The sequence below is a fragment of the Streptomyces vietnamensis genome, assembly GCF_000830005.1.
Taxonomy (GTDB): domain Bacteria; phylum Actinomycetota; class Actinomycetes; order Streptomycetales; family Streptomycetaceae; genus Streptomyces; species Streptomyces vietnamensis.
This window is the reverse complement of the sequence record NZ_CP010407.1, coordinates 3,608,551-3,620,935: the sequence shown is the minus strand read 5'-3', so window position 1 is coordinate 3,620,935 and position 12,385 is coordinate 3,608,551. Positions and strand designations below refer to the sequence as shown.

Annotated in this window: 11 protein-coding genes; 4 read left to right on the top strand and 7 right to left on the bottom strand. The window is 73.7% G+C overall.

The features are described from left to right. Positions 1-17 precede the first annotated feature (17 nt). Positions 18-1,547: an MFS transporter gene (locus SVTN_RS15985; RefSeq protein WP_041129698.1), complete on the top strand. Its 1,530-nt coding sequence runs from the start codon at positions 18-20 to the stop codon at positions 1,545-1,547. A gap of 140 nt (positions 1,548-1,687) precedes the next feature. Here the strand turns inward: SVTN_RS15985 and SVTN_RS46150 are convergent, their stop codons facing one another. Further along, entirely contained in the window at positions 1,688-2,866 is a 1,179-nt protein-coding gene (locus SVTN_RS46150) for a collagen-like domain-containing protein (protein WP_052499150.1), read from the bottom strand. A 274-nt stretch (positions 2,867-3,140) separates the two neighbouring features. Between SVTN_RS46150 and SVTN_RS15975 the strand changes: the two genes are divergently transcribed. Next, positions 3,141-4,244: a glycosyltransferase gene (locus SVTN_RS15975; RefSeq protein ID WP_245727550.1), complete on the top strand. Its 1,104-nt coding sequence runs from the start codon at positions 3,141-3,143 to the stop codon at positions 4,242-4,244. A 30-nt stretch (positions 4,245-4,274) separates the two neighbouring features. Here SVTN_RS15975 and SVTN_RS15970 read toward each other — a convergent pair whose 3' ends face one another. The 5 genes from SVTN_RS15970 to SVTN_RS15950 form a co-directional block, all read right to left on the bottom strand. Next, complete coding sequence (locus tag SVTN_RS15970; RefSeq protein ID WP_041133946.1) at positions 4,275-5,051, bottom strand: DUF6227 family protein; 777 nt, start codon at positions 5,049-5,051, stop codon at positions 4,275-4,277. Between the two features lie 138 nt (positions 5,052-5,189). Next, on the bottom strand, positions 5,190-6,266 hold the full coding sequence (locus SVTN_RS15965) for a P1 family peptidase (protein WP_041129697.1): 1,077 nt from the start codon (positions 6,264-6,266) through the stop codon (positions 5,190-5,192). A gap of 26 nt (positions 6,267-6,292) precedes the next feature. After that, entirely contained in the window at positions 6,293-7,078 is a 786-nt protein-coding gene (locus SVTN_RS15960; protein WP_041129696.1) for an SDR family oxidoreductase, read from the bottom strand. A gap of 183 nt (positions 7,079-7,261) precedes the next feature. Then, positions 7,262-9,694: an ATP-binding protein gene (locus SVTN_RS15955; protein WP_052499149.1), complete on the bottom strand. Its 2,433-nt coding sequence runs from the start codon at positions 9,692-9,694 to the stop codon at positions 7,262-7,264. Between the two features lie 82 nt (positions 9,695-9,776). Continuing rightward, positions 9,777-10,955, bottom strand: coding sequence for a low temperature requirement protein A (locus SVTN_RS15950; protein ID WP_041129695.1), 1,179 nt, complete (start codon positions 10,953-10,955; stop codon positions 9,777-9,779). 158 nt (positions 10,956-11,113) lie between these two features. Here SVTN_RS15950 and SVTN_RS15945 point away from each other — a divergent pair, with 158 nt between their 5' ends. Together SVTN_RS15945 and SVTN_RS15940 are read left to right on the top strand one after the other, a co-directional pair. After that, positions 11,114-11,503: a hypothetical protein gene (locus SVTN_RS15945; protein WP_052499148.1), complete on the top strand. Its 390-nt coding sequence runs from the start codon at positions 11,114-11,116 to the stop codon at positions 11,501-11,503. A 42-nt stretch (positions 11,504-11,545) separates the two neighbouring features. Continuing rightward, complete coding sequence (locus SVTN_RS15940; protein WP_041129694.1) at positions 11,546-11,770, top strand: hypothetical protein; 225 nt, start codon at positions 11,546-11,548, stop codon at positions 11,768-11,770. Positions 11,771-11,789: 19 nt separating this feature from the next. On the opposite strand, the gene mscL is transcribed toward SVTN_RS15940, so the two are convergent. Then, positions 11,790-12,311 carry a large conductance mechanosensitive channel protein MscL gene (gene mscL, locus SVTN_RS15935; RefSeq protein WP_041129693.1) on the bottom strand — a complete coding sequence of 174 codons (522 nt, stop codon included), beginning with the start codon at positions 12,309-12,311 and terminating at the stop codon, positions 11,790-11,792. Between the last annotated feature and the right edge of the window lie 74 nt (positions 12,312-12,385).

Here is a 12,385-nt window from a genome sequence, read left to right as displayed (position 1 = left end):
CCTCTTATCTTCTTCGTATGAGTTCACACGACGCCGCCCTCACGGAAGCGGCAGCGGCCAGCGACAAGAGGCGCTGGATCGCCCTCGCCATCGTCATGACCGCCGCCTTCATGGACCTGGTCGACGCCACGATCGTCAACATCGCGATCCCCAGCATCGAGAAGGACCTCGGGGCCTCGTTCGGTGCCATCCAGTGGATCACCGCCGGGTACGCGCTCGCGTTCGCCGCCGGCCTGATCACCGGCGGGCGGCTCGGGGACATCTACGGCCGCAAGCGCCTCTTCCTCCTCGGCACCGCCGGCTTCACCCTCGCCTCGGCGCTCTGCGGCTTCGCGGCCAACCAGGAGATGCTGGTCGGCTCCCGCCTGCTCCAGGGCGCGGCGGCCGCGATGATGGTGCCGCAGGTCCTGTCGATCATCCACGTCACCTTCCCGGCGCACGAGCGCGGCAAGGTCTTCGGGATGTTCGGCGCGATCATCGGCCTCGGCGCGGTTTCGGGCCCGCTGCTCGGCGCGCTGCTCACCCAGTGGAACATCGCGGGCCTGGAGTGGCGCCCGATCTTCCTGATCAACCTGCCGGTCGGCATCGCCGCCCTGGTCCTGGGCCGGAAGTTCATCACCGAGTCGAAGGCGCCGAAGGCGCTCAAGCTCGACCTGGTCGGCGTGCTCCTGGTGACGGCCGCGCTGCTGATGCTGGTCTACCCGCTGACGCGCGGCCGTGAGCTGGACTGGCCGCTGTGGGGCCACCTGATGATGGCCGGCAGCGTGCTCGTCTTCGGCGCGCTCGTGGCGTACGAGAAGTACAAGACGAAGAAGGACGGTTCGCCGCTCATCGAGCTGTCGCTGTTCAAGGTGAAGAGCTTCGCGGCCGGCATCGCGGTGCAGCTGACCTTCGGTGTCGTGCTCGGCATCTTCTTCCTGGTCTGGACGCTCTACATGCAGATCGGGCTCGGCTGGACCCCGCTGCACGCGGGTCTGACCGGGGTGCCGTTCTCGATCGCGGTCTCGACGGCGGCGGGCCTGTCCGTGCAGAAGCTGGTGCCGCGCTTCGGCCGGAAGGTGCTCCAGGCAGGCGCTCTGACGATGATCGCGGGCATCCTGCTCTACTTCTTCGTGGCCGGGCGGTACGGGACCGGGATCCACTCCTGGCAGATGATTCCGCCGCTGGTGGTCATGGGTCTCGGCATGGGTCTGATCGTGGCGCCGCTGACGGACGCGGTGCTGTCGGAGGTGCCGAAGGAGCACGCCGGTTCGGCCTCGGGTCTGATCAACACGACCGGGCAGATGGGCAACGCGCTCGGACTCGGCCTGGTGTCGGTGGTCTTCTTCGGGACGATCGACGACGAGAAGCTCGCCAAGGCCCCGACCGAGGTGGGGACGGCGTTCGTGAACGCCTTCCAGAACTCGCTGGGTTGGGCGGCGGGCGTGCTCGCCGTGATCTTCCTGGTGATGTTCGCGCTGCCGGCGAAGCCGAAGCAGCACCTGGAGGGCGGCGACGACGAGGTCGTCGCCGACGAGATCGAGAAGGAGCCGGTGCTCGCGCACTGACCTCCTCGTGACAGGGCCGTGGCCCCGGGAAGGGTCCCGGGGCCACGGCCCTGTCTGTCCGGTCGTCATGGACGACCGGACCGGGGAGCGGCCGAGGGGCGGTGCGCACGGGGTGCGCGCCGCCCCTCTTTGCCGTGCCGTCAGTGGTGGTTGACGGAGCCGTGCTTCATGTCGCCCTTGAACTTGCCCTTGAGCGCGCGCATGGCGACCGGCGTCGGGGTCGTCTGCTGCACCCAGGCCTCGTCCCAGACGAACGTGTTGCCCTGGATGTCCCCGTGCGTCTGCCACACCGCTCCGCTGGGCGTGATCACCTTGATGAAGGCGTCGTTGCCCTGGGCCTCGATGGCGATGCCGCAGGCGGTGGCGGGGTAGTTCGGGTTGGCGGGGTCGGTGGCGGTCGCGACCGTGTTGGTGAGGTCCTGCCAGACGATCGTCCCGCCCGGCACGCTCGCCTTGCCGGCGAACGCCTTGCCGTTGTAGAGGGCGGCCTGGAAGTCCTCGGTGTTGGACGGGCTGTAGGTGTCGATGTCGACGCAGGGTCCGGCGGCCCCGGTGTCACCCTTGGGGCCTGCCGGCCCCTGGGGGCCCGCCGGGCCGGTGCTACCGGTGTCGCCCTGCGGTCCCGCCGGCCCCTGCGGTCCCGCCGGCCCCTGCGGTCCTGCCGGTCCCTGCGGTCCAGCCGGCCCCTGCGGTCCAGCCGGGCCGGTCGGGCCGGTGGCGCCGCCACCCGGGCCGGTCGGGCCCTGGGGACCCTGCGGTCCCGCCGGTCCTGCCGGGCCTGCGGGGCCGACGCCGCCGGTGTCACCCTTCGGTCCCGCCGGTCCCTGCGGGCCGGCCGGGCCGGTCGGGCCGGTGGCGCCGCCACCCGGGCCGGTCGGGCCCTGGGGACCCTGCGGGCCGGTGTCGCCCTTGTCGCCCTTCGGGCCTGCGGGGCCGGTGTCGCCCTTCGGGCCCTGGGGACCCGTGGGGCCGGTCGGGCCGGGCTGCCCGCCGTGGTTCTCGCAGTCGTCGCCGTAGCCGCCGCCCTTGAGGGACCGGGCGGCCCGCGCCCCGCTCTCCAGGGCGTGCTGGACCTCCCCGTCGACGTACGCGCCGACCTCGCCCATCTTGGGGTGGTGCGGGCCGTGCGGGCCTTCCGGACACTCGCCGCCCCTCGCGGCGGCGCTCGACGCGGCGAGCCCGCCCGGGGCCATCGCCATGGCGGGGCCCGCCATTCCCGTCAGGACGAGGGCGAGCGAGGCGACGGCACCGCCGGAGACCCAGGCGCGACGTCGGGCGAGCGGACCCAGGGGAGACCTGGTCCTGAGATCAGGACGCATGCATGCACTCCTTCGTGACCGGCTGTAACCGGATCGGGGGATCATGTGGAAGCGTGTTCGGCTTCGCTAGTGGTCATCGGATCGCGATTGCAAGCCCTTGAGGATCGAGTGGCGCAATCAACTCCACGGCCTATGGCCGATATCGAATGGGTGCGTACGCGGGAGCGAACCTCTGCCCGTCTCCCGGCGTGCCGTATTCGGGCGACGGAGGCCTGTACGTACGGTCACCGGGTCATGAGGTCACCGGGCCCGATCCCCCGGAAGTGGTGTTGCCGTGAAGCCGTCGATCTGCCTCTGCATGATCGTCAAGAACGAGGCCCGCGTCATCGAGCGCTGCCTCGCCTCCGCCCGCGGGCTGATCGACACCTGGGTCATCTCCGACACGGGCTCGACCGACGGGACCCAGGAGCTGATCCGCGCCGCCCTCGCCGGCATCCCGGGCGAGCTGCGCGAGGAGCCGTGGGTGAACTTCGGCCACAACCGCAGCCTGAACATCGCGCGTGCCCGCGGCCGGGCCGACTACCTGCTGCTCCTCGACGCCGACCACGTCCTGCGCCAGGACGGCCCGCTGCCCGCCGCCGACGGCCCGCTCGCCGACGCGTACATGATCCGCCACCGGGGGCCCGTCGAGTACCGCATCAAACGCCTGGTCAGAGGCGATCTGCCCTGGCGGTACGAGGGCGTCACCCACGAGTACCTGACGGCCGACCGGGACCACGTCCAGGAGAACCTGGACGCCCTCGTCATCGAGGACCACGCCGACGGCGGCTCGCGCCACGACAAGTTCGAGCGCGACGCCCGCCTGCTGAGCGCCGAGCTCGACCGGGACCCGACGAACCCCCGTACGGTCTTCTACCTCGCGCAGACCCTGCGGGACATGGGCCGCTCCGACGAGGCCGTCGCCCTCTACGAGCGGCGCGCGGCCATGGGCGGCTGGGGCGAGGAGGTCTACGTCTCCCTGCTCCAGTCGGGTGTCCTGCGGGCCGACGCCGGAGACTGGCCGGCCGGGATGGACGCCCTGACGCGCGCCTGGGAGTCGCGGCCCGAGCGCCTCGAAGCCTGCTACGAGCTGGTGGCGCGGCTGCGGAAGCTGCGGCGCCACCAGGCCGCCCACGCCGTCGTGTCCGCCGTCCTGGACCAGGGGATGCCGGACGACGTGCTGTTCACCCAGCCGTGGGTCTACCGGTGGGGGCTGCTCTTCGAGTACTCGATCACCGCGTACTGGGCGGGTGACCACGCCGCCTCGCTCGCCGCCTGCGACCGGCTGCTCGCGCTGCCGGACCTGCCGGAGAACTACCGCGAACAGACCCGCGTCAACCGGACGTTCGCCGTCCGGCGCCTGACCGAGACCGCCGCGGCCCCCGCCCTCGTCCCCTGAACGGACGGGGGCGGGGTCGGCGGCGGTGCGTCAGCGGACCCGGGAGCGGGACTCCATCGCCCCGCGGGCCGCGTGCTCGTCCTCGTACACCTCGCACATGTGCCGGCCGTCCGGCGTCGCCGTGTGCTCGACCTCCCAGAGGCTGACCTCGCTGCCGTCGAGCAGCAGGAACTGGTGCTCGTAGAGGGTGAAGCCGGCGTCCCGGCCGCCCTCCACCGGGCAGTGGCGCCCGAAGGCCTGCGTGATGTGGTGCGCGAAGGCCAGCCGGAGACGGCGGGCCGTCCGCTCGCCCGGCCGGTCCGCGTTCTCCGCGCGGCGCAGGACGCGGCGCGCGTGGTCGGCGGAGTTGTCCGGCACGTACATCCGCGGCTGGGCCGGTATCGGGCGGGCCAGCAGGGCGCTCAGCAGCTCCAGGTCGTCGTCCTCGTCGAGGACGCGGCCGTCGGCGCGCTCCGCCGTCCAGCCCGGCAGCGGCCCGGCCGGGAGACGGGAGGCGGCGAGCCGCGCCTCCGACTCCTCCGTGTACAGCTCGTGCTGCTCGGCGCCGTCCCGGCCGGTGTTGTGCACGAGCTCCCAGAGGCTGAGCGCGCTGCCGTCGGCGAGCAGATAGGTGTGGCGGTGGGTCGTGCGGTGCAGCGACGCGCTGTGGTGCGAGGAGTGCAGCGCGCTGGAGTGGGCGAGCGCCGTGCCGAGGCGCTCGACGGTCGAGTCGGGCAGGTCGAAGGAGTTGAGCGCCCGGCCGAGGAGCCGCTCAAGGTGCGTCTCGGTCGTCTCGTACAGATCGTGAGGATCCTGCGGATCGTTCAAGAGGGTCTCCAGGCCGTCGCCGCATGTCACTTGGTGCTTGCTTAACGTAGTCCCTGGGTCTGACATCGTGTCCGGGTTCCGGCAAAACGAAGGGCCCGCTCGCGAAGTTCCCGCCCGTTCCCTCCAACTCCCCTCCCCTTACCGGGAGTACGCCTCCGCCTCCGGTCCGTACAGCTCGCGGTACGAGGGGAAGTCGCCGCCCGGGCCGCGCAGACCGCCAGGGGCGGCGAGGACCGCGCGGACGATCGCCCGGGTCACCAGGTCAGCGCCGGCCGCCAGGATCTCGTTCAGGGCGAGCGGACCCGGCCCCTCCGGCAGCTCCCGCGCCCCGGTGGCGAGCGCGAAGACCGTGTCCCCGTCGTTCATCAGGTGCACCGGGCGCACCGCGCGCGCGATGCCGTCGTGCGCGGTGCCCGCGACCTTCTGGGCCTGGGCCCGGGTCAGGACGGCGTCCGTCGCGACGACGGCGAGCGTGGTGTTCAGCGGCGGCGGGGCGGACGCCTTCCGGGCCTCCGCGAGCCGCCGCAGGGCCGCCTCGTGGACCTCGGTAGCCGGGAAGGCGGGCCGGCCGGCCTCGAAGCAGCCGCCGTACGGGACGCCGTTCGTCGGGTCGACGGCCGAGCCGACCGCGTTCACCACCACGAGCGCGCCGACCGTGATCCCCGACTCCAGGACGGTGCTCGCCGTCCCCACCCCGCCCCGCAGGCCGCCGACCACGGCCCCCGTGCCCGCCCCGACCGCGCCCGTCTCCACGCGCGCGTGGTCCCCGCTCGCGGCGGCCGCCTCCACCGCCGCCCGGCCCGTCGCCGCGTCCGGGCGGGCCGTGAAGTCGCCGCCCCGGCCCAGGTCGAAGACGCACGCGGCGGGCACCACCGGCACCACGTGCGCCGGGTCGGGGCCCACGCGCACGCCCCGGTGCCGCTCCTCCAGCCAGGCCATCACCCCGGCGGCGGAGTCCAGGCCGTACGCGCTGCCGCCGGTCAGGACGACCGCGTCGATCCGCTGGACCACGTTCCGCGGGTCCAGGGCGTCCGTCTCCCGCGTGCCCGGCCCTCCGCCCCGCACGTCCACGGCGGCGACGACCCCGCCCTCCGGGGCCAGGACGACCGTGGTGCCGCTCAGCGCCCCGGGCCCGGCCACGCGCGCGTGGCCGACGCGCAGCCCGCTCACGTCGGTGATCGAGTCCTGACGGCCCGTCTCCTCGGGAAGTGTCATGTCCCCTGCCTACCACGCGTCTTGGCTCAGCGCTTGGGACCGAGGTAAGTGCCCCCGGAGGCGTCGACCACGGTGCCGGTGATCCAGCGGCCGTCCTCCGAGGCCAGGAAGGCCACCGGATCGGCGATGTCCTCGGGCTGCCCGACCCACGGCAGCGCCTGACCGCCGATCAGCATCCCTTCGAGCTGGGGCATCGCGGCCATGGCGGCGGTGAGCGAGGCGGTCTGCGTCGGGCCGGGGGCGACGGTGTTGACGGTGATCCGGCGCTCCCCGACCACGTTGGCGAGGGTGCGGGTGAAGGTCTCCATCGCCCCCTTCGTCATCGCGTACGCCAGCTCGTCGGCGAGGGCGATCCGGGTGACGGCGGACCCGATGTTGATGATCCGGCCGCCGTCCCGGAGCACCGGCAGCAGGCCCTGGACGAGGAAGTACGGCGCCCGGACGTTGACCGCGAAGACGCGGTCGAACTCCTCCGGGGTCTCGTCGGCGAGGTGCCCGCCGGAGGTGGCCGCGGCGGCGTTGTTGACGAGCACGTCGAGCGCGGCCTCCCCGGTGTGGGCGGCGAGCCCGGCCCGGACGCCCTCGACCAGCGCGAGGACCCCGTCGTGCGTGGCCAGGTCGGCCCCGACGGAGAAGGCCCGCCCGCCGTCCCGGACGATCAGGTCCACGGTCTCCTGCGCGGCGGCGGCGTCCCGCCCGTAGTGCACGGCGACGACCATCCCGTCGGCGGCGAGCCGCCGGGCGATGGCGCGCCCGATGCCCCGGGAGGAACCGGTGACGAGGGCGGTACGGGTGGAGGTGTGCTGCTGCATGGTGGGTCTCCTCGGGCTGCGGCCCGGGGCGTCTCCCCGGGGCACGGGAAGAACACTGGCGCGACGCGCTGACGAACCACTGACAGCCACCTGACGACCGCTGACCGCTGCATGCGCCTCGCGCCGCCCCCGTTGTAGGCGGCGCCCGCCGGGGCGATGCCCCCCGCCGCCCAGCGGAGGCGGTCAGGTCGGCAGGCCCGCTTGTTGGGCCGTTTCCGTCGCGCGGGTGCGGTCCGCCGTCGCTGCTGCCCGGTCTCCGGATGCCTCGTGGACGGCGGCGCGGCGGTGGAGCAGGTCCACCACGTCCTCGGCCACCCCCAGTTCCTCGAAGAGGGCCAGGGCCTCCGCGAGGAGCGGCAGCGGGTCGGTCGAGAGGCCTGCCAGGCCCTCCAGCGCCGTCGCCGTCCCCCATCGCTCCCCGAGCGCCCGGAAGCCCGCGAGGGCCTCCGTGAAGAGGGCCTCCGAGGAGGTCAGATGGGCGCGGCCCACGAGCCCGAGGGACCGGGACCAGGGGTCGTCGGCGAGGCGGAGGCCCTCCAGGGGGCCGATGGCGGTCGACCAGAGGAACGCCGTGTACGGCTGCCGCAGCGGAGCCGTACCCCCGGCGAGGAACCCCCTGGCCCGGTCCACGTGTTCGCCCTCCCGGAGGCCCGCCGCGAGGACGCACAGCGCGTACTCCTCGCCGAGTTCCGCAGACGGCTCCACCCGGTCCAGGAGCTCCGCGACCGGCGCCGCCACCCGGCCCCGGAGCCCGCGCAGCCACCAGTACGGGCTGAGCGCGGCCACGAGCCGCAGCCCGTCCTCCGGGGTGCCCCGCCGCAGCGCCGCCCGCAGGTTCGCGTCCTCCGCGTCGAGCCGGGCCAGCCACTCCAGCTGGGCGGGCCCGCGCAGTTCGGGATCGGCCGCCTCGGCGAGCTCCCGGTAGTACGCGTGGTGCGCGGCGAACGCCGGGTCCCCGGCCGGGAGCCGTTCGGCGGCGTACGCGCGGATCGTCTCCAGCATCCGGTACCGGCCGTCGTCCCGTACCTCCACCAGCGACTTCTCCACGAGCGAGGCCAGCGGGCCCGCGCCCGCCCCGCACACCCGGGCGACCGCCTCCGCCGTCGCCCCGCCCCGGAACACCGAGAGCCGCGCCGCCAGCTCCCGTTCGCCCGGTTCGAGGAGCGACCAGCTCCACTCCACCACCGCCCGCAGCGTGCGGTGCCGTTCCGGCGCCGTGCGGTCCCCGCGTGACAGTAGTTCGAACCGCTTGCCGAGGCCGTCCGCCAGTTCTTCCACGGTCAGGGTCCGCAGCCGGGCCGCCGCCAGTTCGACGGCGAGCGGCAGCCCGTCGAGCCCCGCGCAGAGCTCCGCCACGCGTGCGTGGCCCGTGAATCCGGGCCGGACCGCCGCCCCGCGCCGTACGAACAGTTCTTCCGCCGCCGCCGACTCCAGCGCGCCGAGCGGCAGCAGGGACTCCCCGGTGATCCCGAGGGCCTCACGGCTCGTCGTCAGGACCCGTAGCGCCGGGCAGGCGGCCAGCAGGCGCCGTACGAGGACGGCCGTCTCCGCGACCACGTGCTCGCAGTTGTCCACGATCAGCACCACCGGCCGCCCGGCCAGGGCCGTTTCGAGCCGCGCCGCGTCCCGTACCCCGAGTGCCGTGGCGAATGCCTCCGCGACCTCGGTGGAAGCGGACACCGCCCCCAGGTCCACGAACCGCACCTCCCCCGGCAGCCCTCCGCCCACCTCCAGGGCCAGGCGCGTCTTGCCCGCGCCGCCCGGGCCCACCAGGGTCACCAGGCGCGCGGCCGCCACCAGGGCCGCCAGCCGCTCCCGTTCCCGTTCGCGGCCCACGAAGTCCGTCAGCGGGGCCGGCAGCGGCGGGAACGTCCTCGGCACCTCCGTACCCCGCAGCAGCTCCAGGTGTACGGCGGACAGCTCCGGCGACGGATCGGCCCCCAGCTCCTCCGCGAGGGCCGCCCGCACCTCCTCGTACACAGCGAGCGCCTCCGCCTGCCGGCCCGCCGCGCCGAGCGCCCGCATCTGCAGGCCCCGCAGCCGTTCCCGCAGCGGCTGCTCCCGGATCGCCCACTCCAACTCCCGTACGAGGAGCATCGGGTCCCCGCCGACGGTCAACTCGGCGGCCGCCCACTCCTCCACCGCGTCGAGCCGCAGCGCGTCCAGCCGGGCCGCCTGCCCCGCCGCGAACGGCGCGTCCCGTACGTCGGCCAGCGCCGGCCCCCGCCAGAGGCCGAGCGCCTCCCGCAGCAGCCCTGCCGCACGGCCGGGATCGCCCGCCGCAGCGGCCCGCGCGCCCTCCCGGGCCAGCGCCTCGAAGCGCAGGACGTCCACGTCCTCGATGGCCAGCCGGTACCCGGCGGGCGTGAACTCCACCGCCACGCCCGGCGGAAGGGCCCGGCGCAGCCGCGAGACCTGCGCCTGGAGCGCGCCCTGGGCGCCGGCCGGCGGCTCGTCCCCGTACAGGCCGTCGACGAGCCGCTCCACCGGGACGGTCCGGCCCGCGTCGAGGAGGAGCCGGGCGAGCAGGGCGCGGACCTTGGGGCCGCCGACGGCGGGCACCGGGGTGCCGGTGGCGTCGGTCATGGCGAGCGGTCCGAGGAGGCGGAACATCATGGGGCGGATTGTGTCCCGGTGGACAGCGGCTCTTCCAGCCTCCCGGCCTCCAGCCTCCCGGCCTCCCACCTCCCGGCGTCCGTCAGGCCCTCGTCCTCGCGCGCGTGGCCGGGTTGCGGGCGGTCAGGGTGACCCCGACGGCGACCGTGGCCGCCGCGACGATCCCGGCCGCCAGGACCGCCCAGTGGCCGGCGAACGTGCACATCAGGATCGCGAACGACGAGACCGGCAGGACCAGTTGCTGGGCGATGCCGACCTTGAAGTAGCGGGCGTGCAGCAGCCACACCGACAGCAGGAACACGGCCGAGGGGATCGTCACGGCGGCGGAGGCGGCGAGCGTGGAGATGTGGGCCTTGCCGACGGACTGCTCGACGGCGATCTCCAGGCCGGCCCCGACGGCGGCGGCCGACGAGAAGATCACGTAGTGGCCGTAGCCCCACAGGAAGCCCTGGCGGCTGGAGGTCAGCCGATCGTGGGCGGGCACGACGAAGTAGATCCACCAGGCGGCGAAGACGAGCAGCAGGCCGCCCGCGGCGATCGGGAGGACTTCGCCGAGGGCGTCGTTCTCGACGATGCCCGTCTTCACGGCGACGGTCGCGGCGGCGACGGTCTCGCCGAGCACGATGATCGTGAACAGGCCGTACCGCTCGGCGATGTGGTGCGGGTGCCAGGCGCTGGGCGCGTCCTTCTCCGCGTACACCGGCACGGCCATCTCGGCGAGCGCCATGACCAGGAACACCCACGGGCGGGCCGACTCGGGCGCGAGGACCAGTGCGAGCCAGCCGATCTGGACGGCGAGGACCCCGCCCGCGTACCGGCGGCACATCGTCCGCTCGGCCGGGGCGGTGGCGTGGTGGGCGGCGCGCAGCCACTGGGAGGCCATCGCGAGGCGCATCACGACGTAGCCGAGGTAGACGACGAGGAAGTCGTGCTCCTCGAAGGCGCGCGAGACACCGGCGGCGAGGATGAGGACGCCGGCGATCTGGATGAGGGTGACGACCCGGTAGAGGACGTCGTCGTTGTCGTAGGCCGAGGCGAACCAGGAGAAGTTCATCCAGGCCCACCAGATCGCGAAGAAGACCATCGCGTAGTTGAGGATGCCCTGGCCCGCGTGGCCCTCGGCGACCGCGTGCACGAGCTCGGCACCGGCCTGGGCGACGGCCACGACGAAACACAGGTCGAAGAAGAGCTCCAGGGACGTGGCGACCCGGTGCGACTCCTCGCGGGAGCGGGCGGTGAGGGGCAGGAACGGTTGTGTCATGTGCACCAGCACATCAGAGCGGGCGGCGGGCCCGCCCGCATGGCGCGCCCCGGGCGCCTGCGGCCTCTGCCGCGCCCGCGGCCTCCGCCGCGCCCGCCGCACCCGGGGCGCCCGTGGCCTCCGCCGCGCCTGCCGCGCCCGCCGCACCCGGGGCGCCCGTGGCCTCCGCCGCGCCTGTCGCCCCCGCCGCGCCCCCGCGTCCCGCGTACACCCCCGGCAGCGTGCAGCTGCGTCTCCATCGGCCCGTGCACGAGCGCTCCCCCCAGATCCGGCCCACCAGCGGGTACGGCGATCCCCGGATCCGGCACACCGGGCCCGGTCCCGGTCCCGGGGCCGGGGCGGAGCAGGAGCCGGAACGGTCCTCGAAGCTCTCGGCCCGTCTCGCGCCGGCGCTCACGGTCGTCATCGGCCGGCTCTGGGGGCTGACCCTCGTGGTGGACGAGTGGATGTCCGGGAACACCGGCACCGCCTGGTGGGGTGCGGGCTTCCTCGTCCTGTCGTTCCTGCTGGTCCTCGGCCTCTGGCTGATCGACCCGAAAGACCGCTGATCAGAGGGGTCCGGGACGGGTGAGCGGGCGTAGTCTGGAGAGATGAGCACCGCCCCCGCCCACGGCCCGCGAGACGCGAAGCAGGCCGGCCTGACGTCCAGTCCCGAGAACACTCCGAAGAAGCCGGTACTCGTCTTCGACGATCCGCTGGACCAGCAATCCGCGGACGACACGGACCGCGGGTGGGGTGAGCGGCCTCCGGCCGGCGGCGACAGCGCCGCCGACCTCGCGCGCTTCCTCGACGAGAAGCCGCCGCACCACCTCTGAAACCGGCCCAGCGCGCCGGTCAGGAGGTGGAGTGCGCCCCCGCGCTGCCACCGCCGGCGACCCCGGTGCCCGGGTGCGTGTTGTTCACGGACGGGACGCGCTGGGCGACCAGGTGGTCGCGGATCTCCTTGAGGACCTCCAGCTCGCTGACCTCCATGACCTCCTCGACGCCCTCCTTCGCCTTCTCGTGCGCGGCGCGCTTGGCGAGGATCTTCGCCATCGGCAGGACCATGAGGAAGTAGACGACGGCCGCGGTGATCAGGAAGCTCAGCACCGCGCTGAGGACCAGGCCCCACTGGATCTGGACGCCCTGCATCTCGCCGTTGACCACCACGCACTCGCCCTTGATGCAGGACGCGTAGCTCTCCAGGTCCTTGGTGCCGAAGGCGCCGACGATGGGGTTGATGATGCCCTTGACCACCGAGTTCACGATGTTCGTGAAGGCCGCACCGATGACGACCGCCACCGCCAGGTCGATCACGTTGCCCCGCATCAGGAAGGCCTTGAAGCCTCCCAGCAGACTTTCCTTCTTCTCGGCCACCGAGGTGCCTTTCGTCGCGTGTGATGTCGCTCGTACCGCTGTGTGCGGAGCCATTAGGCCGTGAACGGCGCAGA